General features: G+C 72.4%; 23 protein-coding genes. 15 read left to right on the plus strand and 8 right to left on the minus strand.

Features of this window, described 5'->3' with window-relative positions:
• Nucleotides 1–50: 50 nt before the first annotated feature.
• The 3 genes from QC282_RS24375 to QC282_RS24385 are packed head-to-tail and all read left to right on the plus strand — an operon-like array spanning nucleotide 51 to nucleotide 3700.
• Nucleotides 51–1556, plus strand: a complete 1506-nt coding sequence (locus tag QC282_RS24375) for an IucA/IucC family siderophore biosynthesis protein (RefSeq protein WP_279551691.1) — start codon at nucleotides 51–53, stop codon at nucleotides 1554–1556.
• A 45-nt stretch (nucleotides 1557–1601) separates the two neighbouring features.
• Nucleotides 1602–2876 carry a VWA domain-containing protein gene (locus tag QC282_RS24380; protein WP_279551692.1) on the plus strand — a complete coding sequence of 425 codons (1275 nt, stop codon included), beginning with the start codon at nucleotides 1602–1604 and terminating at the stop codon, nucleotides 2874–2876.
• The gene (locus tag QC282_RS24385) at nucleotides 2876–3700 is read left to right on the plus strand and encodes a hypothetical protein (RefSeq protein WP_279551693.1); all 825 of its coding nucleotides are present in this window, start codon (nucleotides 2876–2878) and stop codon (nucleotides 3698–3700) included. Before QC282_RS24380 ends, QC282_RS24385 begins: the two co-directional genes overlap by 1 nt.
• A gap of 66 nt (nucleotides 3701–3766) precedes the next feature.
• Here QC282_RS24385 and QC282_RS24390 read toward each other — a convergent pair whose 3' ends face one another.
• Entirely contained in the window at nucleotides 3767–4393 is a 627-nt protein-coding gene (locus QC282_RS24390) for a helix-turn-helix domain-containing protein (RefSeq protein WP_279551694.1), read from the minus strand.
• Between the two features lie 87 nt (nucleotides 4394–4480).
• Here QC282_RS24390 and QC282_RS24395 point away from each other — a divergent pair, with 87 nt between their 5' ends.
• The 5 genes from QC282_RS24395 to QC282_RS24415 all read left to right on the plus strand — a co-directional run bounded on the left by QC282_RS24395 (nucleotide 4481) and on the right by QC282_RS24415 (nucleotide 9756).
• Nucleotides 4481–5689 (plus strand): pyridoxal phosphate-dependent aminotransferase, encoded by a 1209-nt coding sequence (locus QC282_RS24395; protein WP_279551695.1) that lies wholly within the window; start codon nucleotides 4481–4483, stop codon nucleotides 5687–5689.
• 257 nt (nucleotides 5690–5946) lie between these two features.
• The gene (locus tag QC282_RS24400; RefSeq protein ID WP_279551696.1) at nucleotides 5947–6825 is read left to right on the plus strand and encodes a lysozyme; all 879 of its coding nucleotides are present in this window, start codon (nucleotides 5947–5949) and stop codon (nucleotides 6823–6825) included.
• A 220-nt stretch (nucleotides 6826–7045) separates the two neighbouring features.
• The gene (locus tag QC282_RS24405) at nucleotides 7046–7690 is read left to right on the plus strand and encodes a hypothetical protein (protein WP_279551726.1); all 645 of its coding nucleotides are present in this window, start codon (nucleotides 7046–7048) and stop codon (nucleotides 7688–7690) included.
• 391 nt (nucleotides 7691–8081) lie between these two features.
• Nucleotides 8082–8960: a lysozyme gene (locus QC282_RS24410; protein WP_279551727.1), complete on the plus strand. Its 879-nt coding sequence runs from the start codon at nucleotides 8082–8084 to the stop codon at nucleotides 8958–8960.
• A gap of 136 nt (nucleotides 8961–9096) precedes the next feature.
• Nucleotides 9097–9756, plus strand: coding sequence for a peptidoglycan recognition family protein (locus tag QC282_RS24415; RefSeq protein WP_279551697.1), 660 nt, complete (start codon nucleotides 9097–9099; stop codon nucleotides 9754–9756).
• Nucleotides 9757–9858: 102 nt separating this feature from the next.
• Here QC282_RS24415 and QC282_RS24420 read toward each other — a convergent pair whose 3' ends face one another.
• The 7 genes from QC282_RS24420 to QC282_RS24450 form a co-directional block, all read right to left on the minus strand.
• Entirely contained in the window at nucleotides 9859–11244 is a 1386-nt protein-coding gene (locus QC282_RS24420) for a nucleobase:cation symporter-2 family protein (RefSeq protein WP_279551698.1), read from the minus strand.
• Between the two features lie 235 nt (nucleotides 11245–11479).
• Nucleotides 11480–12856, minus strand: a complete 1377-nt coding sequence (locus tag QC282_RS24425) for an 8-oxoguanine deaminase (RefSeq protein WP_279551699.1) — start codon at nucleotides 12854–12856, stop codon at nucleotides 11480–11482.
• 130 nt (nucleotides 12857–12986) lie between these two features.
• Nucleotides 12987–13934: a factor-independent urate hydroxylase gene (pucL, locus tag QC282_RS24430; RefSeq protein WP_279551700.1), complete on the minus strand. Its 948-nt coding sequence runs from the start codon at nucleotides 13932–13934 to the stop codon at nucleotides 12987–12989.
• 4 nt (nucleotides 13935–13938) lie between these two features.
• Nucleotides 13939–14352: a hydroxyisourate hydrolase gene (gene uraH, locus QC282_RS24435; RefSeq protein WP_279551701.1), complete on the minus strand. Its 414-nt coding sequence runs from the start codon at nucleotides 14350–14352 to the stop codon at nucleotides 13939–13941.
• Nucleotides 14353–14354: 2 nt separating this feature from the next.
• Nucleotides 14355–14867: a 2-oxo-4-hydroxy-4-carboxy-5-ureidoimidazoline decarboxylase gene (gene uraD / locus QC282_RS24440; RefSeq protein WP_279551702.1), complete on the minus strand. Its 513-nt coding sequence runs from the start codon at nucleotides 14865–14867 to the stop codon at nucleotides 14355–14357.
• A 154-nt stretch (nucleotides 14868–15021) separates the two neighbouring features.
• The gene (locus QC282_RS24445; RefSeq protein WP_279551703.1) at nucleotides 15022–15390 is read right to left on the minus strand and encodes a helix-turn-helix domain-containing protein; all 369 of its coding nucleotides are present in this window, start codon (nucleotides 15388–15390) and stop codon (nucleotides 15022–15024) included.
• On the minus strand, nucleotides 15387–15638 hold the full coding sequence (locus tag QC282_RS24450) for a hypothetical protein (protein WP_279551704.1): 252 nt from the start codon (nucleotides 15636–15638) through the stop codon (nucleotides 15387–15389). The genes QC282_RS24445 and QC282_RS24450 overlap by 4 nt, the downstream gene beginning before the upstream one ends.
• A gap of 298 nt (nucleotides 15639–15936) precedes the next feature.
• On the opposite strand from QC282_RS24450, the gene QC282_RS24455 reads away from it, so the two are divergent.
• From QC282_RS24455 to QC282_RS24485, 7 genes are all read left to right on the plus strand, one after another.
• Nucleotides 15937–16968 (plus strand): lytic transglycosylase domain-containing protein, encoded by a 1032-nt coding sequence (locus QC282_RS24455; protein ID WP_279551728.1) that lies wholly within the window; start codon nucleotides 15937–15939, stop codon nucleotides 16966–16968.
• Nucleotides 16969–17023: 55 nt separating this feature from the next.
• Nucleotides 17024–18070: a sigma-70 family RNA polymerase sigma factor gene (locus QC282_RS24460; protein ID WP_279551705.1), complete on the plus strand. Its 1047-nt coding sequence runs from the start codon at nucleotides 17024–17026 to the stop codon at nucleotides 18068–18070.
• Nucleotides 18071–18239: 169 nt separating this feature from the next.
• Nucleotides 18240–19178, plus strand: coding sequence for an ABC transporter ATP-binding protein (locus QC282_RS24465; protein WP_279551706.1), 939 nt, complete (start codon nucleotides 18240–18242; stop codon nucleotides 19176–19178).
• Nucleotides 19175–19945, plus strand: a complete 771-nt coding sequence (locus QC282_RS24470; RefSeq protein ID WP_279551707.1) for an ABC transporter permease — start codon at nucleotides 19175–19177, stop codon at nucleotides 19943–19945. The genes QC282_RS24465 and QC282_RS24470 overlap by 4 nt, the downstream gene beginning before the upstream one ends.
• A 3-nt stretch (nucleotides 19946–19948) precedes the next feature.
• A complete protein-coding gene (locus QC282_RS24475; protein WP_279551708.1) occupies nucleotides 19949–20752 on the plus strand; it encodes an ABC transporter permease in 804 nt (267 codons plus the stop codon).
• Nucleotides 20749–22005 carry an MCE family protein gene (locus QC282_RS24480; RefSeq protein WP_279551709.1) on the plus strand — a complete coding sequence of 419 codons (1257 nt, stop codon included), beginning with the start codon at nucleotides 20749–20751 and terminating at the stop codon, nucleotides 22003–22005. Before QC282_RS24475 ends, QC282_RS24480 begins: the two co-directional genes overlap by 4 nt.
• Complete coding sequence (locus tag QC282_RS24485; protein WP_279551710.1) at nucleotides 22002–23039, plus strand: MlaD family protein; 1038 nt, start codon at nucleotides 22002–22004, stop codon at nucleotides 23037–23039. Before QC282_RS24480 ends, QC282_RS24485 begins: the two co-directional genes overlap by 4 nt.
• Nucleotides 23040–23097: the final 58 nt, after the last annotated feature.

Raw genomic sequence — 23097 nt, forward strand, 5'->3', positions numbered from 1 at the left:
GTCCCGCTGTGCCGCCCCGCACGTCCGACCCGTATTCGAGGAGCCCGCCCGTGCACCGTCCCTCCACCGCCGAGGCCGAGGTCGGCCGCGAACTGGCCGAAGCGCGCCCCGATCTGGTGCCCCGCTACACGGCCGCGCTGCCCGGGGCCCGCGCGGCCGTGCTGACCCGGCTGTGGCGGGGTCTCGCCCACGAGCCGCTGCCCTGGATCGCGGCACGTGAGCCGGTCCGGGACGGCCTGGTGCTGCGGCTGTCCGACGGGCGGCGCCTGGACGGCCCGGCGGCAGACCCGTACGCCACGTCCGCGTACGTCACCGCCGTGGGCCTCGACGGCACGCCGTACGACGATCCGGCCGCGCTGGTGACGGAGCTGGCCGTGCCGCACGCGGCCGGGTTCGCGGCCGAACTCGGCCACAGTGTCGCCTCGTTGGCGCTGTCGCGGGCCGGACAGGTGGGTCATCCGACGGAGTGGCCCGGGGCGGACTGGGAGTGGGAGCAGCGGGTGGTCGACGGTCATCCCTTCCATCCCAACTGCCGTTCCCGGCCCGGGTTCTCGGTCGCCGAGCAGCTCGCCCTGGCACCCGAGCACCGGCCGGTCGTGGGCCTGGGCACGGTGCCGGTGCGGGCGGCGGAGTGCCTGGTGACGGGGGTGTGGCCGCAGGCGATGCGGGACGGGGACCGGGTGCTGATCCCGGTGCATCCGTGGCAGGCCGCGCACGTGCTGAAGCGGCCGTGCGAGGCGCGGCTGGCCGCGCACCCGCTGATGGCGCTGCGCACCCTCGCCCTGCCGGACGGCCCGCACGTGAAGACTGCGCTGAGCGCCCGCCTGACGTCCTCGGTGCGGGACATCTCGGTGGCGTCGGTCGGCGCGTCCGCCGTCGTGTCGGCGTTCGCCGAGGCGCTGGCGCCGCGCGCGGACGGCCTGCTGCACGTCACCCGGACCCTGGGCGCGGCGACCGCGCACTCCCCCGACCTGGCCGCCGTGCTGCGCGAGTCGCCGAGCGCCTACGCGGCACCCGGCGAGCACGTCGTCCCCGTGGCCGCACTGCCGGCGACCGAACTGCCCGCCTCCCCGGGCCGGCTCGCCGCCTTCGCCCGGCTCGCCCTCACCGCCGGCCTGCGGCTGCTGGAGCTGGGCGTGGCCCTGGAGGCGCACGGCCAGAACCTGCTCGTCGTGCTGTCCCCGGCGGGCGATCCGGTGCGGCTGGTCTACCGCGACCTGGCCGACATCCGTGTCAGCCCGGCCCGTCTCGCGCGGCACGGCGTGCCGGTCCCCGGCCTGCCCGAGCGGATGGTGACGGACGATCCGGTGGCCCTGCGCCGCAAGCTGTTCGGCTCGCTGGTCGCGGGCGCGCTGGCGGGCGCGGCGGGCTCGGGTCCGGCCCTGCGCGCCGCGCTGGAGTCGGCCGTACGGGATCTGCCGCGCACCCCGGACCTCGTCGCGCTGCTCGACGAGCCGCTGCCCACGAAGGCGCTGACGCTGATGCGGCTGTCTCCGGGAACGCCCGGCGATCTGTGGGCCGACCTGCCCAACCCGCTGCGCTTTGCCGCTCCTTGACGCACCGTTTTGGATCAGGGCGCCGAAGATCAATAAGATCCGCCGATGATCAGACGAACACGGCCGGTGGCAGCCATGTGCGCCCTGCTCGCCGCGCTGACGGCCGGGGCGGCGTTCCCGGCCGGGGCGGGCGCCGATGAGCCCACGGGCGACGACGCACCCAGGGTCGATCTCGTGCTGGACGTCAGCGGCTCGATGCGGACCCGGGACATCGACGGCGGCACGCGGATGGCCGCGGCGAAGCAGGCCTTCAACGAGGTGCTCGACGCGACCCCCGAGGAGGTCCGGCTCGGCATCCGCACCCTCGGCGCGGACTACGCGGGCGACGACCGAGAGACGGGCTGCAAGGACACCGCGCAGCTCTACCCGGTCGGCCCGCTGGACCGCACCGAGGCGAAGACGGCGGTGGCGACGCTCGTGCCGACCGGCTGGACGCCGATCGGGCCGGCCCTGCTGAAGGCGGCCGACGACCTCGACGGCGGCACCGGCTCCAAGCGCATCGTGCTGATCAGCGACGGCGAGGACACCTGCGCCCCGCTCGACCCGTGCGAGGTGGCCCGCGAGATCGCCGCCGAAGGCATCGGGCTGACCATCGACACGCTCGGCCTGGTCCCGAACACCACGATGCGCCGGCAGCTCAGCTGCATCGCGGAGGCGACCGGCGGGACGTACACGTCGGTGGAGCACACCGACGAACTCGCCGACAAAGTCAGCCAGTTGGTGGAGCGGGCCGCCGACCCGGTGGTGACGCCGGTCGCCACCGAGGGCGCGGACGCGTGCCCGAAGGCGCCGGTGCTGAAGTCCGGCCTGTACACCGACCGCGAGGAGTTCGGGCAGCAGCGCTGGTACCGCGTGGACGTGCTGCCGGGCCAGGAGCTGCGCGCCTCGGTGAGCGTCGCCGCCGACCGTCCCGTGCGCCCCGACTACGGGGTGCTGCTGCGGGCGGTGACCGTCTCGGGCCGGGAGATCGTGCGCGGCGAGGCCGCGGGCAACGGCCGCACGGATGTGATCTCGACGGGCCTGCGCTACCCGAAGCCGGACATCGAGGACGCCGACACCGGCAGGCCGGCCGCCGAGACGGTGTGCCTGGCGGTCACGAACTCCTTCTCCGCGGCGTCCGGTGTGCGGGCCACGCCGGGTCTGCCGGTGGAGCTGACGGTCGACGTCGTGGACGGGCCCAGCGTCGCGGACGACGTGGCGTCCTTCGGTCTCGGCCGCGGCTGGTGGCTGCTCGGCGCGCTCGTCGCCGTCGGCTTCCTCGCGGGCCTGTTCGGGGGATGGCTGTCGCGTTGGCGGATCGCGGTCTGGAGGACCAACTGATGCGGATCGCACGGAACTTGAGCACCGGACAGATGACCGCGCGCTGCGTGGGCGCCGCCCTGCTGGTCCTCGGCCCGGCCGCGGCCCCGGCGGCGGCCGACTCCTCCCCCTCGGCGAGCCCGTCGGGGGACGACGCGGCACCGGTCTCGGCGGGCACGTCGTTCCGCACGGCGACCGAGATCGAACAGGGGCAGCGGGCCACGGCGAACGGCTCGGCCGGCGACTACCTGTACTGGTCGTTCCCGGCGGACGCCGGACAGCGCCCCACCGTCCGCGCGACGGTCCGGCTGCCCGGCGAACACGCCGCGCAGGCCTGGCAGATCGACGTGTACGACGGGCTGCGGCGCCGCCAGGCCTGCCAGTACGGGGCACAGAAGCGGACCGCCGGGGCGGGCACGGCGTCCGTGGACCTGGCGTGCGTGCTGCGCACGGTGCGCGCCTGGTCTCAGCCGTGGGCCAACGACCCGCTGCCGGGCACGTACTACGTCCGGCTCACGGCGGTCGGGCTGGCGACGTCCGACCTGGGGCTGCCGGTCGGCGCCGAGGTGCGGGTGGACTCCAGGGACGCCGGCGGCTCGGCGGCCGTGGACGGCAGGCTGGCGGAGCCGCTGGTGCCGGGTGTGGCCCTCGGAACGGAGTCGGAGGAGGGGAGTCCGGCCGTACTGGCCGGGCTGGAACCCGAGGACGGCTGGACGTCGGGCCGGTGGTCCGACCGCTGGGTGTGGACGGGCGTCGGCGGCCTGCTGGCCGCGCTCGCGGGCATCGGCGGTCACGCGCTGGCCCGCGGTGCGGGCCGCCCGCCGCGGGTACCGCCGGGCGCCTGAGCGGAGGAACAGGTGAGGAAGGGTCCGTCCCCGGGGCGGGCCCTTCCTCGTTCCCGGGCGGAGCCCTCACCCCTCCCGCAGGGCCTTGGCCGGTGTGCCCTCGCCGGTCACCTCGACCCGCCCGGCCCGCACCGCGTCGACGACGCTCAACTCGCCGCGGGCGACGGCCGTGCACGTCCCGGTGTCCATCACGAGCCGGGCGTCGGGCTCGCGCGGGGCGGGCCCGACGCCGTACACGGCACCGTCCCCGGCGCCGACGTACAGGTGGAAGTCGCCTTCGTCCAGCCGCACTTCGACCAGGCCCTCGCCCTCCAGCTGCCGCAGCATCGGCAGCGCGAACCAGTGCGCGCGCACGGCGTCGGTCGGCCGCCGCTCCCCCAGACCGGCCTGCCCCCACCGCCCCAGCGCCTGCAGCACCGGCAGCAACTCCCGCCCCCGCGCTGTCAGTTCGTACACGTACGCGGCGCCGGGCGGCGGCAGCCTGCGCCGGGTGGCCAGCCCGTCCCGCTCCATGTCCTTCAGCCGCGAGGCCAGTACGTCCGTGCTGACGCCCGGCAGGTCGGCGTGCAGGTCGGTGTAGCGCCGCGGACCGGCCAGGAGCTCGCGGACGATCAGCAGGGTCCAGCGGTCGCCGACGGCGTCGAGCGCGCGGGCGGCGGAGCAGTACTGGTCGTAGCTTCTGCGGGGTGACATGCGACGCAGTCTAGACATGTCGTTGGACTTTCCAAGCCGACACTTGGTAAAACCAAGCAACACCAGTTGGCGGAGAGGCGGCGGCGCATGGAGTTCCGGCAGTCGAGCAAGCTCAGCGAGGTCTGTTACGAGATCCGCGGCCCGGTGATCGAGCACGCCAACGCGCTGGAGGAGGCGGGCCACAGCGTGCTGCGCCTCAACACGGGGAACCCGGCGCTGTTCGGGTTCGAGGCGCCGGAGGAGATCCTCCAGGACATGATCCGCATGCTGCCGCGGGCGCACGGCTACACGGACTCGCGCGGCATCCTCCCGGCCCGCCGGGCGGTGGCCCAGCGCTACCAGACGCTCGGCCTGGAGGTGGACGTCGACGACGTGTTCCTGGGCAACGGCGTCTCGGAGCTCGTCTCGATGGCCGTGCAGGCCCTGCTGGAGGACGGCGACGAAATCCTGATCCCGGCCCCGGACTTCCCCCTGTGGACGGCGGTCACGACCCTGGCGGGCGGCAAGGCGGTCCACTACCTCTGCGACGAACAGGCCGACTGGTACCCGGACCTGGACGACATGGCGTCGAAGATCACCGACCGCACGAAGGCCGTCGTGATCATCAACCCCAACAACCCGACGGGCGCGGTGTACCCGAAGGAGGTCCTGGAGGGCATCCTCGACCTCGCCCGCCGCCACGGCCTGATGGTCTTCGCCGACGAGATCTACGACCAGATCCTCTACGACGACGCCGTGCACCACTCGACGGCGGCGCTCGCGCCCGACCTGGTCGTCCTCACCTTCTGCGGCCTGTCGAAGACGTACCGCGTGGCCGGCTTCCGCTCGGGCTGGCTCGTCGTCACGGGACCGAAGCAGCACGCGAAGGACTACCTGGAGGGCCTGACGATGCTGGCCTCCATGCGGCTGTGCGCCAACGCGCCCGCGCAGTACGCCATCCAGGCCGCGCTGGGCGGCCGCCAGTCCGTCCGCGAACTGACCGCACCGGGCGGCCGGCTGCACGAACAGCGGAACGTGGCCTGGGAGAAGCTCAACGAGATCCCCGGCGTGACGTGCGTGAAACCGAAGGGCGCCCTGTACGCCTTCCCGCGCCTGGACCCCGAGGTGCACAGGATCCACGACGACGAGAAGTTCGTCCTGGACCTCCTGCTCCAGGAGAAGATCCAGGTGGTCCAGGGCACCGGCTTCAACTGGCCGGCCCCCGACCACTTCCGCATCCTCACGCTTCCCCACGCGGACGACCTGGAGACGGCGATCGGCCGGATCGGGCGCTTCCTGAGCGGGTACCGGCAGTGACCCGCGCGCGACTCCCGGGAAATACGGGGACATTCAGCTTTCAGTCATGAAAGTTTCCGCTGCCCCGGCCGCAGACTCCCCGGCAGCGCGGCCCGGCAGTGGACCAGACCACCAGCGAGGACCGAAGGGCCTTTACACGCGTAGATTCGGCATGCGTAACTAATGACGCGCGCACGACAAAACCCTGCACGGAACCCCCAGTGGCAACGGCCGGCGTCACCTCCTCTCCCCATCCCCCCTTGCGCCAGGAGGCAGCCATGTTCTCGTTCCGCTCCCGTCTCTCCGGATTCCCCAGACGCACGGCGCTCGGCGCCGCGGTGGCGGCCCTCGCCCTGACGGCCACCGCCGCCGGCGGCGCGACCGCCGCGCCGCAGCCCGACAAGAACCCCGTCAAGGTCCGCCCGGGCGAGGCGTACATGGGCGTGGGCCAGCGCGTCCACGAGGGCGCCCCGGCCGGTGACTCCGGGCCGGGCACGCTGTCCCACACGGACGGCGTCCAGGGCATCGACGTCTCGCACTGGCAGGGCGCCATCAACTGGACCTCGGTGCGCAACGCGGGCATCCAGTTCGCCTGGATCAAGGCGACCGAGGGCACCAGCTACAAGGACGACCGGTTCAACACGAACTACACGAACGCCTACTACGCGGGCGTCATCCGGGGCGCGTACCACTTCGCGCGTCCCAACCTCTCCAGCGGAGCCGTCCAGGCGAACTACTTCGCCTCCAACGGCGGCGCCTGGTCGCGCGACAACCTGACCCTGCCGGGCGTCCTGGACATCGAGCACAACCCCTACGGGGCGATGTGCTACGGCCTGTCGACCACGCAGATGCGCAGCTGGATCAACGACTTCTACAACACCTACAAGTCACGCACCAGCCGTGACGTGGTGATCTACACGACGGCCGGCTGGTGGAACACCTGCACCGGCAACTGGACCGGCATGGGCGACAAGAGCCCGCTGTGGGCCGCGCACTGGACCACGAACCACTCCCCCACCATCCCGAACGGCTTCCCGTACTGGACGGTGTGGCAGTACACCAGCACGGGCTCCGTCAGCGGGGTGTCCGGCAACGTGGACCGCAACAAGTTCAACGGCACCCGCGACCGGCTCCTGGCGCTGGCCAACAACACGTGACGCCGTAGGGGCGTGAGCGCCGCCCCCTCCGGGACCCGGCCGGAGGAGGGCGGCGCCGTCGCGCCGTCCCGTCCGGGTGCCGCCACACCCCACCTTGCCCCGGCGCCGTCACACCCCGCCTCGTCCTGGCGCCGCCACACCCCGTCCCGCCCCGGCGCTGTCACACCTCCGTCGTACGCTGCGCAGCAAGGTGACCACCCGTTCCGGGAAGGAGGCCGCCGTGGTGCGACCGCCCACCGCCGCTCAGCGGCGGATCATCGAGGGCGCCGATCCCGTCACCGGGAGGCTGAGGGGGAGCGACGCGCAGTTGGCCGCGCTGGTGAAGCGCGGGCTGGCCTTCCGGCATCCCCGGCCTCCGCACGACCACTTCCTGACGCCGGCCGGGCACCGGCTGCGGGACGCCGGTGCCCGGGAGCAGGCGGACGAGCCGGAGGCACCCGGGGCTCCCGAGCCGGCCGACCGCGGCCCCTTCGTGGCCCGTGTCGGTGGCGAGGAGGACGCGGCGGCGCCCACCCCGGCCCGCCGCCGTGAGGTGCGAAGTGCCTGGCAAGGGCTGCTGGAGCTGCGGCGGATGACCAATCCGGACGGCTCCACCGACCGGCCCTGCGGCTGGGAGCGGACGCATCTGGTGCGGGCCGCGGCGCTCGCGCTGGAGGCGGCCGGGCACCGGCCCGCCGGACCGGACGGCGACGGCTACCGGGTGCGGGCGACGCCGCAGCCCGACTCCGTGGGCGTGCACGGGCCCGACGGCACGGCGCTGCGGGCCTGCGCGGCCACGCTGGAGGGGGCCGGATGGCAGGTCGGGGAGTACACCGACCCCCGGAGCCGGGAGCGCTATCTGCTGGCCTCGCCTCGTCGGGTGTGAGGGGCGGCCTGCCGGGCCTCCGGACCCGCGAACTCGTCGCGGATGCCGGGGAGTACTTCCGCGTGCCGGCCGCCGACCCCGACCTCTTGGGCCTCTTCGGAGATTCCGCCCGGTACCGGGCCCGCACCGCCCCAAAGACGGCCCCCGGCAAGAGAACTGAAACCTACTCAGCTTTCACAACGCTGAAAGTTGTCGCCGCCCGGTTCCCAAGTCTCCAGGCCATCTCCTCTTACAGTGGACCAGACCACCAGAGAGGCCTGGAGACTCTTTACATGCCTGGAGTCTACGTGCGTAACTAATGACGCGCGCACGTCAAGTTGAACGATCTGCCCTGGTGGCAGCGGCCGACGTCACCTCCTTCCCCCATCCCCACATGCAGCAGGAGGAAGTCATGTTCTCGCTCAACCGCCGGACCCCCCTCCGCAGACGGTCCGTCACAGCGGTCGCCGTACTGGGCGCCGCCCTCGCACTGACGGCCACCACCGCGCCCGGCGCGAATGCCGCGCCCAAGCCCGGCAAGGACCGCGTCCACGTCCAGCCGGGTGAGGCGTACATGGGTGTGGGCCAGCGCGTACACGAGGGCGCCCCGGCCGAGGAGCCGTCCATGGGCGTCATGGCGCCGACCGACGGCGTCCAGGGCATCGACGTCTCGCACTGGCAGGGCGCCATCAACTGGGGCTCGGTGCGCAACTCGGGCATCCAGTTCGCCTGGATCAAGGCCACCGAGGGCACCACCTACAAGGACGACCGGTTCAGCGCCAACTACACGGGCGCCTACAACGCGGGCGTCATCCGCGGCGCGTACCACTTCGCGCGCCCCGACGTCTCCAACGGCGCCACCCAGGCGAACTACTTCGCCTCCAGCGGCGGCGGCTGGTCGCGCGACAACCTGACGCTGCCGGGCGTGCTGGACATCGAGCACAACCCCTACGGGGCGATGTGCTACGGCCTGTCCACGACGGCCATGCGCAGCTGGATCACGGACTTCTACAACACGTACAAGGCACGCACCAGCCGTGACGTGGTGATCTACACGACGGCCAGCTGGTGGAACACCTGCACCGGCAGCTGGAGCGGCATGGGCGGCAAGAGCCCGCTGTGGGCCGCGCACTGGGGCGCCTCCTCCCCCACCATCCCGGCCGGCTTCCCGACCTGGACGGTGTGGCAGTACACCAGCACCGGCTCGGTGCCGGGCGTCTCGGGCAACACCGACCGGAACCAGTTCAACGGTTCCCGCGACCGGCTCCTGGCGCTCGCCAACAACACCTGACGCGCCGCGGCGCGTCGACGCCCGCGCCGCCCCCCTCTCCCCAGCACGCCATCACGCGCTCGGGCCGCACGCCAGCCCGCCGGACGGCGCCCCCCCCCGCGACCCCCCCCCTCCCCACCCCCACCGAGGAGAGATCGTGAACGCCGAGAACGCTCTCCGGCGCCGCCTCCTGCTGGCCGCGACGGCCGGACTGGTCGCCGGCACCGCCCTGCCGGGCGCCGCCCACGCCGCGCAGACCCGGGCCGCCGCCCTCGAACCGGACATCGACTCCACCGCGGCCTGGGGCGCCCGCCCGCCCGCGGGCAGCATCAGCACCCTCCAGTACCGGCCGAGCAAGATCGTCATCCACCACACGGTGAGCGCCAACACCACCGACTTCTCCCGCGCCCAGGCGCACGCCCACGCCCACTGGGTGCAGAACCTGCACATGGACAAGAACGGGTGGGTGGACACCGGCTACAACTTCCTGGTCAGCCGGGGCGGCTGGATCACCGAGGGACGGCACGGCAGCCTGCGCACCCTGACCGGCGGGACCACCTTCGTGCTCGGCTCCCACACGTCGGGGCAGAACAACTCGGCCATCGGCATCGCCAACGAGGGCTCCTACCACGACGGCGCCGTACCGCCCGGCGCCCAGTGGGACGTCCTGGTGCTCCTGTGCGCGTACGTGTGCTCCAAGTACCGCATCCCCGCCACGCAGATCTACGGTCACAAGGACTACGGCGACACGCTCTGCCCGGGGGTGTTCCACAGCATGCTGCCGCGGCTGCGCGAGGAGGTCGCGGGCCGGATGTGACGGCGGGCCGGCCACCGCACGGTGCCGGTGCGGCGGTCCGGAATCGCCGGGAACGGCACGATGCCCGGCCGGGCGGCTCCCCCGGCCGGGCATCGTCGTGCCTCACGGCGTGGCCGGGGCCTTCACGCCGGTGATCTCCTCGCCCGCCTCCATCGGGTGGGTGACGTCGGCGGCTTCGCGGCTGCCGTTGCCGAGGTGGTTGAAGACGACGTTGAGGAGGACGGCCGCCACGCAGCCCGTGGAGATGCCGGAGTCGAGGACGATCTTCGCCGTCTCCGGGAACGCGTGGTAGAACTCCGGCGCCGTGATCGGGATGATGCCGACGGCCAGGGAGACCGCCACGATCAGGACGTTGTTGTCCTTGTCCAGGCCGGCCCGGACGAGGGTCTGGATGCCGCTCGCGGCGACCGACCCGAACAGGACGACGCCCGCGCCGCCGAGGACGGGACGCGGTACGACGGCGATGAGCGACGCGGCGACCGGACACAGGCCCATCAGCACCAGGAAGCCGCCGCCTGCGGCGACGACGAACCGGCTGCGGATGCGGGTCATGGCGACGAGGCCGATGTTCTGCGCGAAGGCGCTGCACATGAAGCCGTTGAACAGCGGGCTGATGGCCGAGCCGAGGGTGTCGGCGCGCAGGCCCGCGGCGATGGTCTTCTCGTCGGCGGGCCGGTCGACGATCTCGCCGAGGGCCAGCATGTCGGCGGTCGACTCGGTCATCGACACGACCATCACCACGCACATCGAGACGATGGCGGCGATCTGGAACTGCGGGGCGCCGAAGTGGAACGGGGTCGGGAAGCCCACGATGTCCGCGTCCGTGACGGGGCTGAAGTCCGTGACGCCGAGGGGTATCGCGAGCAGCGTGCCGGCGACGAGGCCGAGCAGGACGGCGATCTGCTTGACGAAGCCGCGGGTGAAGCGGCGCAGCAGCAGGACGACGCCGAGCGTGGCCGCGGCCAGACCGAGGTTGGTCGGTGAGCCGAAGTCGTCGGCCGCGGGGCTCGCGCCCTGGGCCCAGCCGAAGGCGACCGGCAGCAGGGACACACCGATGAGCGTGATGACCGTGCCGGTGACGACCGGCGGGAAGAAGCGCACCGCCTTGCTGAAGAAGGGCGCCGCGAGGAAGCCGAGGAGTCCGGCGACGATGACCGCGCCGAAGATGACGGGCAGGGCGTCGGACTTGTCGTCGGTGGAGGCGACGATCGCGGTCATGGGGGCGACGCCGGCGAAGGTGACGCCGTTGACGAAGGGGAGTCGGGCTCCGATCTTCCAGATGCCCAGGGTCTGGAGGAAGGTGGCGAGTCCGGCGGTGAACAGGCAGGCGCCGGTCAGGAAGGTCAGTTCGGTGCCGGACAGGCCGATGGCCGCGCCGACGATCAGGGGTGGGGCGACGACTCCCGCGTACATGGCGGCCACATGCTGCAAGCCTGTGGTGGCCATCTTGAGTGCGGGGAGTTTCTCGTCAACTGGGTGGTCGGCCACGGCGGCTTCCCTCCGGTCGGTTACACGTCGGCTCTGACGTGGGTGTCAAGGAGGCGGTGCGGGTGGTCGTGCGGGACCGGAATGCAGTGACGGTGGGACCGTTCCGGGGCACGCGCGTCCACGCGTGCCCCGGCACCGGCCGCCACGGACCCCGCTGGGGTCCACGGCTGCCGGCCGGGAGCCGTCCCTCCCGGCCGGAGATCAAGTGCCTTGCGGCGATGTGGAGTTGTGCGGGTTACTGGGCGGCGATCCGCGCCAGCCGCCGGGCCTCGTCGCGGGTGTCGTGGGCGATGGCGTCCTCGTCGGCGGTGAGCAGCCGGCCGTTCTCGACGATCTGGCGGCCGTTCACGAAGGAGGCGGTGACGGGGGCGGCGGCGCCGAAGACCAGCGCGGTCACCGGGTCGGCGATGGAGGCGTGGGCGAGCGTGTCGAGCTTCCACAGCACGAGGTCGGCGAGCTTGCCGGGCTCCAGGGAGCCGGTCTCGCGGGCGCGCCCGAGGACCTGGGCGCCGCCGTACGTGCCGAGCCGCAGCGCCTGCCGGGCGTTCAGGGCGGTCTCGCGGTGCGCGCCGAGGCGGTTGATCAGCAGGGCGTTGCGCAGTTCGGTGTGGAGTTCGCCGGACTCGTTGGAGGCGGTGCCGTCGACGCCGAGGCCGACGGGGACGCCGGCGGCGAGCATGTCGGGGACGCGGGCGATGCCGGCGGCGAGGCGGGCGTTGGAGGACGGGCAGTGCGCGACGCCGGTCCTGGTGCGGGCGAACGCGGCGATGTCGGAGTCGTTCATGTGGACGCAGTGCGCCATCCACACGTCCTCGCCGAGCCAGCCGGTGGACTCGAAGTAGTCGGTCGGGCCCATCCCGAACAGTTCGTGGCAGAACTTCTCCTCCTCCACGGTCTCCGAGCCGTGGGTGTGCAGCCGGACGCCGAGGCGGCGGGCCAGTTCGGCGCCCTGCCGGAGCAGTTCGGTGGAGACGGAGAAGGGGGAGCAGGGGGCGACGGCGACCTGGGTCATCGCGTCGAAGGAGGAGTCGTGGTGCTGCCGGACGGTCTCCTCGGTGGCGGCGAGCGCGCCGTCCAGGGTCTCGACGGCGAAGTCCGGGGGCAGGCCGCCGTCCTTCTCGCTGCGGTCCATGGAGCCGCGGGCGAGGGTGAAGCGGACTCCCGTCTCGCGGGCGGCGCGGATGATCGTGCCGGACAGGTCGCCGGAGCCGTGCGGGAAGACGTAGTGGTGGTCCATGGCGGTGGTGACGCCGCCGCGGGCCATCATCGCGAGCGAGCCGCGGGCCGCGGCGTCGACCATCTTCTCGTCGATGCGGGCCCACACCGGGTACAGGGCGACGAGCCAGTTGAAGAGGTTGTGGTCGGTGGCCAGGCCCCGGGTGATCCACTGGTAGAAGTGGTGGTGGGTGTTGACCAGGCCGGGGGTCACGAGGTGACCGGAGGCGTCGACGCGGCGTACGACGTTCTCCAGGCCGTCGGGGGCGTGGCCCGCGCCGAGCGACTCGATGCGGTTGCCGGCCAGCACGAGGTGCCCGGAGGCGTACTCGGTGTCGTCGGCGTCGACCGTCGCGATCGCACAGTTCTCGATGACGATGCGCTGGGCTGCTGCCATGATTCGTCCTTTGCGCTTTCGGGAGAGGGCACGGCAGGACCCTAGGAGTTTTGAGTGCCGCGGCCGGGGAGGCGGCCACGGGTGCCGATGGAGAGCGGGTGCCCCCAGCGCCCTGGGGGCACCCGGTGGGTCACAGGTTGCTGAGGTCGACCGGGATGCGCGGCTCGCAGCCGTCGCGCAGGACGGTGGCCTCGATCAGGCCGTAGGGCCGGTCGGCGGCGAAGTAGACCTCATTTTCGTTCTTCAGTCCGAACGGCTCCAGGTCCACCAGGAAGTGGTGCTTGTTCGGCAGGGAGAAGCGGACCTCGTCGATCTCGCCGCGGTTGTTGATGATGCGCGCGCCCATCTGGTACAGCGTCTGCTGGAGGGACAGCGAGTACGTCTCGGCGAAGGCCTGGAGCATGTGCTTCTTCGTCTGCTCGTAGGACTTCTCCCAGTTGGGCATCCTCTGCTCGTCGTCGGTCCAGTTGAACCGCCAGCGGGCGGAGACCTGGGTGGCCAGGATGCGGTCGTAGGCCTCCTTGAGCGTCGTGTACCTGTCCTTGACGTAGCCCCAGAACTCGGAGTTCGTCGAGTTCATCACCACGAGGTCCTTGAGGCCGGAGACGACCTCCCAGCTCTCGCCGTCGTAGGTGATCTGCGTCAGCCGGGTCTCCTGGCCCTTGCGGACGAAGGAGTGCTTGACCTCGTCGGCGCCGATGAACTTGGAGTTGGCGTCGGAGGTCTCGATGCGCTCCCAGGCGTACTCCTCGATGCGGATCCGGGCGCGGTGGATCGGCTCCTGCGAGGTGACGAAGTGGCGGGCGAGGTGGATGCCGAACTGCTCGGCGGACTCGATGCCGTGTTCCTTGGCGAACGCGTACACCGTGTTCTTGGTGGTGTCGGTCGGCAGGACGTTGGCGTTGGAGCCGGAGTAGTGGACCTCCTCCATGTCGCCGGACAGGGCGACGGAGACGTTCAGGTCCTTGATGTGATGGGTGGCGCCGTCCCGCGTGATCTTGACGACTCGGTTCTCGGCCTTGCCGTACTGGTTCTGCCCCAGCATCACAGGGCGGGCAGGGCGGGAATTGACGGTCATTTAGCTAGCTCCCTCGGTAAACGGAGTAGCCGAACGGGTTGAGCAGCAGCGGTACGTGGTAGTGCTCGCCCGGCACGACGGCGAACGTGATCGCCACCTCCGGGAAGAACACGCCCCGGCCGCTGTCCCGAGTCGCGGGGGCGTCCTGCTGCGCATCGGCTTGCTGGTTCGCAAAATTCTCGGACTTCGAGAAGTACGCCTCGACGGCGAAGTCGAGCCGTACGTGGGTGGTCCCCTCCGGCAGGGCCGGGAGGTCCTTGCACCGGCCGTCCGCGTCGGTCGCCGATCCGCCGAGCGCCTGCCAGTCCGCCTCGCGCCCGGCGCGGGCGCAGAGGTGGACGGCGACGCCCTCGGCGGGGCGGCCGACGCTGGTGTCCAGGATGTGCGTGGACACGGAGGCGGTGGTGCTGGTGCTCATGTTCAGGCTTCCTCTTCGACGAGTCGGGCCAGACGGATGCGGTTGATCTTCCCCAGCTCGGCGCGGACGATCTCCCGCTCCTGCTCGGGCGAGTTGCCGATCCGCTCCTTGACCGCGTCGCGCATCTGCTCGCCGGTCCTGCCGGTGGCGCAGATCAGGAAGACATGGCCGAACTTGTCCTGGTAGGCCAGGTTGAGTTCGAGCATCTCCGCCTTGAGGTCGTCGGAGGCGCCGGCCATGCCGCGCTGTTCCCGGGCCGAGGTGGGGTCGCCGGGCCGGGGCCGCCCGATCGGCGGGTGCCCGGCCATCGCCTCGGCCAGGTCGTCCGCGGTCAGGCCGGCCATGGCCGCGTCGCTCGTGGCGTAGAGGTCCTCGGCGGTGGCGTAGGGGCGGGCGGCGAGGAGCCGCTCGACCCACGCCGTCGCGGCGCACGCCTCGTGGAGCGCGGAGTGGGCCGCGTGCTCCTCCAGGGCGTTGAACCGGGCCAGGCCCGGCGGCGTGGAACTGGTCGTCACGGGAGCCTCCGTGGCCTTGTGCTGAACGGGCGTGCCGATAGCTAACGCCCTCCGAAACAGCACGTCAACACTTTGTTGAAAATTCGGGGTAACAAAAAGGAGCCGCCGCCCGGGGTGCGGGCGGCGGCCTCCGAGGCTCGTGACAGGGGCCTGATCAGGCCTCTTTCTCGCGGTTGAGGTAGTTGTAGACGGTGAAGCGGCTGACGCCGAGCGCGCTCGCCACCGTCTCCACGCCGTGCCGCACGGAGAACGCGCCGCGCGCCTCCAGGGCCCGTACGACCTCCTGCTTGGCCTTGCGGTCCAGGTCGGCGAGCGGCCTGCCCCTGCGGCGCTCCATGGCGGCCAGGATGTGGTCCAGGGAGTCGGCGAGCTGCGGCAGGCGCACGGCGACGACGTCGGCGCCCTCCCAGGACAGCACGACGTCGTCGGGGCCGGCCTCGTCGGGCGGGATCATCACGCCGCCCATGGCGTCGACCAGCGGTTTCACGGCCGCGATGAAGGGCGCGTCGCCGGTCGCGGTCACCGGTCGCCCTCCTCGATCACGCTGACCTGGAGCGAGATCCGGGTGGCACCGGCCGCCAGGGTCCTGCGCAGCAGCTCGTCGACGGCGCCCAGCACCGGCTCGGAGCCGCCCTCCACCGTGTTGCCGAACGGGCCCACGTCCACGGCGTCCAGTTCGGCCGCCGCCACGACCTCGCGGGCCACCAGCGCGTGCGCGGGCGCCTCGTCCAGGTCGAAGGGCTCGGTCGTGAACTCCACTTTCAGTCGCACTGTGCCCCCATGGCATCTCCTTCGGCCCGGCGTGCCGCCAGGCGCGCGGCCGGACCGGGCTTCGGCAGTCCCGCCCGCCTGGGGAGACCTTAACGGACCCGCGCGGCGGACAGCTCGCCGCGCGGATTCCGCCGCCGGTGGCGCACCGGCGGACCGCCCGGGACGCGCACCCCGCCCGCAACGACGGACGCGGCCTCCTGCCCCGTAGAGCAGACGACGGAAGTCCGCAGGAGGGGAGCTCGACGTGGCAGGACACCGAGTCAGGGGTGCGAAGGGTACGGCGGTGGCGGTGGCGGCGATGGCGGCGCTGACCGCGTCGCAGGCACCGCCCGAGGCGCGGGCCTCCGCGCAGCAGCGACCGGCACCGGCCGAGCAGGGGACCAGCGTGTCAGGTGACACTCCGTACCGGACCGAGCTGCCGCCGCTGCGTGCCGAGGGGCGCGGCGCGGACGAGGGGGACGGCCCGGTGGCCGGGGGCACGAGGGCGGGCGCGCTGCCCGCGACGGTGTTCGCCGCCTACCGCGGCGCCGAGGAGGAGCTCGCGCGCACGGCGCCCGGCTGCCGGCTGCGGTGGCAGTTGCTGGCCGCGATCGGCCAGGTGGAGTCCGGTCAGGCGCGGGGCGGCCGGGTGACGCCGGACGGCACGACCACCACGCCGATCCGGGGACCCCGGCTGGACGGCGGCCCGTTCGCCGTCATCCGGGACACCGACGGCGGCGCGTACGACGGGGACACGGCCTACGACCGCGCCGTCGGCCCGATGCAGTTCATCCCGTCGACCTGGGCCCGCTGGGGCGCGGACGCCAACGGCGACGGACGGGCCGACCCGCACAACGTCTTCGACGCGGCGCTGGCCGCCGGGCGCTACCTGTGCGCGGGCGGCAGGGACCTGTCCCGGCCCGCCGACCTGGACCGGGCGATCCTCGGCTACAACCACTCCACGGCCTACCTGCGCACGGTGCGGGCCTGGTACGCGTACTTCCTGGCCGGGCACCGGGTGGTCCCGGACGGCGCGGCGGCCTCCGAGCCGCGCCCGGAGCCGTCCCGCCGGGAGAAGACCCCTTCGGAGCCGTCCGCGAAGCCGACCGCCCGCCCGGGCGCCGGCCCCTCCCGCACCCCGGCCGCACCCGCCGCACCGGCCTCCCCCTCCCCCGCCCCGTCCGGCTCGTCACAGCAGCCCCGCCAGACCCCCAAGCCCCAACTGCCCGCACCCGAACCGTCCCTCGACCTGCCCGGCGACGACCTGCTGCCCAGTGACGGTCCCCTGGCCGGCAACAGTGCGGACTCGGTCGCCGCCACCCCCTCCACAACCGCCGCTACCGGGCGGTAATGTCGCCACCCGCCGGACAGGTCTTGGACCGGCGGGTGAGCGCGAAGGGGCCCTCATGGCGACGGACATGCCTGCGGAGACGCAAGCGGCGTACGAGCGTTGGGAGCGCATGTGGAGCCACCGCGAGCAGCTGCTCAAGGTGGCGCGGCGCCGGTCGATGAGCCGGGAGGACGCCGAGGACGCCGTGCACGAGGCGATGCTGCGCGCGGCGGAGCGCCCCGACCTGGACGACGAGCGCCTCGCCGCCTGGCTGACGACCGTGACCATGCGGCTGTGCGTGGACCGGTACCGGCAGGTCAACCGTGAGGCCGAGGTGCGCACCAGCCCCACGCTGGTCGCGCCGGGGCCGGTGCCCGTCGACGAGGCGGTGTGCGACCGCGCCGAGGCCCGGTGGCTGGCGGTGCGCAGCGGCGAGCTGCCCGCCCGGCAGGCGGAGGCGCTGCGGCTGAAGTCGCAGGACCTGGACGTCGGCCAGGTGGCCGTGCGGATGGGGCTGAGCTACCGGACGGTCGAGTCGCTGCTGGCCCGCGCCCGGCGCACGCTGCGCAACTCGCTGGCCGGGACGCTGGGGCTCGCGCTGTTCCTGGCCGGCCGGGGCCGGCCGCGCACCGGCGGCAAGGTGCAGGCCGCGGCGGCCGCCTCCACGGCGGCCACGCTGGCGGTGGCGGGACTCTGCCTGCCGTACGCGCTGGAGGGCGGCGGAAACGGTCCGGCACCGCGGCCGTCCACGTCCCGGGGCGTGGAGTCGCTGGTGACCGACGGCGCCGGCGACGGGCTGCGCCTGCCGGGGCCGGCCGGGTCGTCGTCGCGTCCGACGGGGCCCGGCCGGGAGGCGAGCGGGACGGGCGACGACGGTGCGCTGCTGCCGCTGTCCGTGCCGTCGCTGCCGGAGGTGTCCCCGCTGCCCGCGCTGTCCGAGGCTCCGGTGCCGGACCTGCCTGCGGTGCCGGACCTGCCGGCCGGGTCGGGCGTGCCGTCCGCCCCGTCGCTGCCCTCGGCCCCCGAGGTCCCGTCGGTCCCGCCGGTCCCGGAGGCCACCGCCGTGCCGTCCGCGCCGCTGCCCGTTCCCACCCCGAGCGGATCGGCTCCCCGGCTGCCGTAGCCCGCGCCGGACCGGCCGGCCCCGGACCCGCCCCGGACCCGCCCGGAAGCGGTGGGGAAGCCGTCCGGAAATCCGTCCGAAAAAAAATTCCGGTCCGCCGCGACGGACGCCCCGCCCCTCCCCGTAGAGCAGGTGTCGTGGCTGCGCAGGCGGGCGGAGGGTGAACCGGATGGGTGTCGAGATCTGTGTGGAAGGGCTGACCAAGTCCTTCGGTCACCAGGTCATCTGGCAGGACGTCTCACTGACGCTGCCCGCCGGGGAGGTCTCGGTCATGCTCGGCCCCTCGGGCACGGGCAAGTCGGTGTTCCTCAAGACGCTCGTGGGGCTGCTGAAGCCGGAGCGCGGGTCGATCACGATCCAGGGCCGGGACATCACCAAGCTCCGCGAGCACGACCTGTACGAGGTGCGGAAGCTGTTCGGCGTGCTGTTCCAGGACGGCGCCCTGTTCGGGTCGATGAACCTGTACGACAACATCGCCTTCCCGCTGCGGGAGCACACCCGCAAGTCCGAGAGCGACATCCGGCGCATCGTGCTGGAGAAGATGGACATGGTCGGGCTGATCGGCGCCGAGGAGAAGCTGCCCGGTGAGATTTCGGGCGGCATGCGCAAGCGGGCCGGGCTGGCCCGGGCCCTGGTGCTGGACCCGGAGATCATCCTGTTCGACGAGCCGGACTCCGGTCTCGACCCGGTCCGCGTGGCGTACCTCAACCAGCTGATCGTCGACCTCAACGCGCAGATCGACGCCACGTTCCTGATCGTCACGCACGACATCGCCTCCGCCCGCCAGGTGCCCGACAACATCGGGCTGCTGTTCCGCCGCGAACTGGTGATGTTCGGGCCCCGCGAGAAGCTGCTGACCAGCGACGAGCCGGTCGTACGGCAGTTCCTGAACGGGCGGATGCAGGGGCCGATCGGGATGGCGGAGGAGAAGGACGCCGCGCAGGTCGAGCAGGAGCTGGCCGCCCTCGACGACGGGGCCGCCGCCCAGGAGCCCACGCCCCGCACTCCCCGGCTGCTGCCGGGGCCGGGCATCGAGCGCCCGCCGCGCTGGCAGGAGATCGCCAGACGCGAGGCGGAGCTGCACCGCACCGAGGGGGCCGACGCATGAGCGTGTCACCGACCGGGGCGCTGCGGCACTCCGGGAACCTGTTCGCGCTGGCCCTGGACGTCCTGCGGACGATTCCGCGGCGGCCCTTCCAGACGCGGGAGTTCATCCAGCAGGCGTGGTTCGTGGCGAGCGTGACGATCCTGCCGACGGCGCTGGTGTCGATCCCGTTCGGCGCGGTCATCGCGCTCCAGATCGGCAGCCTGACCCGGCAGCTCGGTGCCCAGTCGTTCTCGGGCGCCGCCTCCGTCCTCGCCGTGCTGCGGGAGGCGTCGCCGATCGTCACCGCGCTGCTGATCGCGGGCGCGGGCGGCACGGCGATCTGCGCGGATCTCGGGGCGCGGAAGATCCGCGAGGAGATCGACGCCATGCAGGTGCTCGGCATCGACCCGATCCACCGGCTGGTCGTGCCCCGCGTCCTGGCGTCCATGCTGGTCGCGGTGCTGCTCAACGGACTGGTGTCGGTCGTGGGCGTGGCGGGCGGCTACTTCTTCAACGTCGTCCTGCAGAACGGCACCCCGGGCGCCTACCTCGCCTCCTTCACCACGCTCGCCCAGCTGTCCGACCTGTGGGCGGCCGAGCTGAAGGCGCTGGTGTTCGGGGCGATCGCGGGGATCGTCGCCTCGTACAAGGGGCTCAACGCAAAGGGCGGTCCCAAGGGCGTGGGTGACGCCGTGAACCAGTCCGTGGTGATCACCTTCATGTTGCTGTTCGTGACGAACTTCGTGATGACCGCGGTGTACTTCCAGGTCGTCCCGCAGAGGGGCTGAGGCATGGCACTGCTGAATCGTCTGGAGGAGCTGGGTGCCCAACTCTCCTTCTACGGACGCTCGCTGGCGTGGACGGGCCGCACCCTGCGGCGCTACAAGAAGGAGGTCCTGCGGCTGCTGGCCGAGGTGAGCTTCGGCCGCGGCGCGCTGGCCGTCGTCGGCGGCACGGTCGGCGTGATCGCCTTCCTGTCGTTCTTCACCGGCACCGAGGTGGGCCTGCAGGGCTACGCCGCGCTCAACCAGCTCGGCACGTCCAACTTCGTGGCGTTCCTGTCGGCGTACTTCAACACGCGGGAGATCGCGCCGCTGGTGGCCGGGCTCGCGCTGTCCGCGACGGTCGGCGCCGGCTTCACGGCGCAGCTCGGCGCGATGCGGATCAGCGAGGAGACGGACGCGCTGGAAGTGATGGGCGTGCCGTCGCTGCCGTTCCTGGTGACGACGCGGATGATCGCCGGCTTCGTCGCGGTGATCCCGCTGTACGTGGTCGGGCTGCTGTCGTCGTACCTGGCCGCCCGCACCATCACGACCGGCTACTACGGGCAGTCGACGGGCACCTACGACCACTACTTCCACCAGTACCTGCCGCCGGTCGACGTGTTCTGGTCGTTCGGCAAGGTGATCGTCTTCGCGGTCCTGATCATCCTCGTGCACTGCTACTACGGCTACCACGCGAGCGGCGGTCCGGCGGGCGTCGGGGTCGCAGTGGGCCGGGCGGTGCGCACGTCGATCGTCGCGATCAACGTCCTGGACTTCTTCCTGAGCCTCGCGATCTGGGGCGCCAACACGACCGTACGGATTGCGGGGTGAGCCGGTTGAACCGCTCGAAACTGAGACTGAGGCTGTACGGCGTCACCTTCATCGCCGTGCTCGCGCTGCTGCTGTCGCTCTCCGTGGCCGTGTACCAGCAGGCGTTCACACCGGTCGTGCGCGTCACGCTGCAGGCCGACAGGCTCGGCAACCAGCTCGATCCGCGGGCCGACGTCAAGCTGCGCGGGCTGCTGGTGGGCGAGGTGCGCGAGGTGCACGCGGACGGCACGAAGGCCACCTTGGACATCGCGCTCAAGCCGCAGCACGTCGCGTCGATCCCGGCGGACGTGCGGGCGCGGCTGCTGCCGAAGACGCTGTTCGGCGAGAAGTACGTCGATCTGGTGCCGCCCTCCGGCTCGTCGGCCCGGCCGATCCGCGCCGGGGACGTCATCCCGCAGGACCGCACGAGGGTCGGCATCGAGGTGCAGCAGCTGATGAACGACCTGCTGCCGCTGCTGCGGACCGTCGAGCCGGGCGAACTCAACGCCACCCTCTCGGCGTTCGCGACGGCGCTGGAGGGCCGGGGCGACCGGATCGGGGACAACCTGGTGCGGGTCGAGGGCTATCTGCGCCGCCTCAACCCGCATCTGCCGTCCCTTAAGGAGGACATCTCGCGCTTCGCGGACGTCGCCGAGGTGTACGGCGACGCGGCGCCCGACCTGATGCGGATTCTGCGCAACACCGTCACGACCAGCCGGACGCTGGTCGAGGAGAAGGACCGGCTGGCGGCGGCCCTGCGCTCCACCACGACCGTCGCGGGCACCGCGGAGGACTTCCTGAACGTCAACGGCGACCGGTTGATCACGCTGGGCGAGGTGTCCCGGCCCACCCTGGACCTGTTCGCGCGCTACTCCCCCGAGTACCCGTGCCTGCTGGCCGGTCTGGTCCGGCAGGGGCGGGAGTCGGAGAAGGCGTTCCGGGGCGGCGCGATGCGCATCACGCTCGAAGTGGTGCGCCAGCGGCCCGGCTACGAGCCCGGGGAGGAGCCGCGCTACGGCGAGCGGTCCGGGCCGAACTGCCGGGGCGTGCCCCATCCGCGGGTGCCCGCGCCGCACACCAAGCTGAACGACGGCACGTCGGACGGCGGTCCGGGCAGCGGCGGCGCACCGCACGTGTCCGCCACCTCGGCCGAACAGCGGGCCGTCGGCTCGCTGGTGGCGCCCGTGCTGGGCGTGCCGGCGGACGAGGTCCCGTCGGTCACGACCCTGCTGTTCGGCCCGCTGGCCCGGGGAACGGCGGTGAGCGTCGCATGAGCACCACAGCGGCCCGCCGCACCGCGGCACCCCTGGTCAAGTTCTGCCTGTTCGCGGTGGTGACGATCCTGGCGACGGCCCTGCTCGCCGCCACCATCGTCAACATCTCCTTCGACGCCAAGCACAGCTACCGCGCGGTGTTCAGCGACGTCACCGGCCTGGAGGAGGGCGACGACATCCGTGTCGCCGGAGTGCGGGTCGGCGAGGTGGAGGACATCCGCATCAAGGACCGGACGCTGGCGGAGATCACGTTCACCGTCAGCTCGAAGCGGCCCCTGCTGGCCAGCACCCACGCGGTGGTGCGGTACCGCAACCTCGTCGGGCAGCGGTACGTGGCGCTCACCGAGGGCGCGGGCGACGGCACGCGGCTGCCGCCCGGCGGCACCATCCCGCTGGCGCGGACCCAGCCGGCGCTGGACCTCAACACGCTGCTGAACGGCTTCAAGCCGCTGTTCGCGGCGCTCAGCCCCAGCGACGTCAACCAGCTCGCCACCGAGATCATCAAGACGCTCCAGGGCGAGGGCGGCACGGTGAACAGCCTGCTCGCCCACACCGCGTCGCTTACGACGACGCTCGCCGACCGGGACGAGCTGATCGGCTCCGTGATCACCAACCTGAACACGGTGCTGAAGACGCTCGACGAGCGCAGCGGCCGGTTCTCCGGGCTGCTCAAGCAGCTGCGGCGGGTGATCTCCGGGCTGTCCGCCGACCGCAAGCCGCTCGGCAGGTCGCTGGTGAGCATCGGGGACCTCGCGGAGGCCACCTCGGGGCTGCTGAAGGACGCCCGGCCGCCGCTCAAGGACGACATCGCGGAGCTGGGCGAGCTCACCGGAACGCTGAACAAGAACGAGAAGACGGTGGAGGGCGTGCTGAAGCGGCTGCCGAACAAGCTCGACGAGCTGACCGGGACGGCGTCCTACGGCTCGTGGTTCAACTTCTACCTGTGCGACTTCGACGGCCGGATCGTGCTGCCGAAGACCAAGCAGGTGCTCACTCCGGAGATGCACGTGGCGCGGGCGAGGTGCGGCGGATGAGACTGCGAGTGCCCGGGAGGCTGCGACTGCCCGGCAGGCCACGGCCGTCCGGCAGGCC

Source organism: Streptomyces sp. DH24, from assembly GCF_029813775.1.
In the GTDB taxonomy this organism is placed as follows: domain Bacteria; phylum Actinomycetota; class Actinomycetes; order Streptomycetales; family Streptomycetaceae; genus Streptomyces.

Coding starts and splice junctions, on each gene's coding strand:
- QC282_RS24465 (WP_279551706.1), top strand. CDS start 18,240: ATGGGTGTCGAGATCTGTGTGGAAGGGCTGACCAAGTCCTTCGGTCAC.
- QC282_RS24460 (WP_279551705.1), top strand. CDS start 17,024: ATGGCGACGGACATGCCTGCGGAGACGCAAGCGGCGTACGAGCGTTGG.
- QC282_RS24380 (WP_279551692.1), top strand. CDS start 1,602: ATGATCAGACGAACACGGCCGGTGGCAGCCATGTGCGCCCTGCTCGCC.
- QC282_RS24410 (WP_279551727.1), top strand. CDS start 8,082: ATGTTCTCGCTCAACCGCCGGACCCCCCTCCGCAGACGGTCCGTCACA.
- QC282_RS24425 (WP_279551699.1), bottom strand. CDS start 12,856: ATGGCAGCAGCCCAGCGCATCGTCATCGAGAACTGTGCGATCGCGACG.
- QC282_RS24470 (WP_279551707.1), top strand. CDS start 19,175: ATGAGCGTGTCACCGACCGGGGCGCTGCGGCACTCCGGGAACCTGTTC.
- QC282_RS24485 (WP_279551710.1), top strand. CDS start 22,002: ATGAGCACCACAGCGGCCCGCCGCACCGCGGCACCCCTGGTCAAGTTC.
- QC282_RS24455 (WP_279551728.1), top strand. CDS start 15,937: ATGGCGGCGCTGACCGCGTCGCAGGCACCGCCCGAGGCGCGGGCCTCC.
- QC282_RS24390 (WP_279551694.1), bottom strand. CDS start 4,393: ATGTCACCCCGCAGAAGCTACGACCAGTACTGCTCCGCCGCCCGCGCG.
- uraH (WP_279551701.1), bottom strand. CDS start 14,352: ATGAGCACCAGCACCACCGCCTCCGTGTCCACGCACATCCTGGACACC.
- QC282_RS24395 (WP_279551695.1), top strand. CDS start 4,481: ATGGAGTTCCGGCAGTCGAGCAAGCTCAGCGAGGTCTGTTACGAGATC.
- QC282_RS24400 (WP_279551696.1), top strand. CDS start 5,947: ATGTTCTCGTTCCGCTCCCGTCTCTCCGGATTCCCCAGACGCACGGCG.
- pucL (WP_279551700.1), bottom strand. CDS start 13,934: ATGACCGTCAATTCCCGCCCTGCCCGCCCTGTGATGCTGGGGCAGAAC.
- QC282_RS24475 (WP_279551708.1), top strand. CDS start 19,949: ATGGCACTGCTGAATCGTCTGGAGGAGCTGGGTGCCCAACTCTCCTTC.
- QC282_RS24385 (WP_279551693.1), top strand. CDS start 2,876: ATGCGGATCGCACGGAACTTGAGCACCGGACAGATGACCGCGCGCTGC.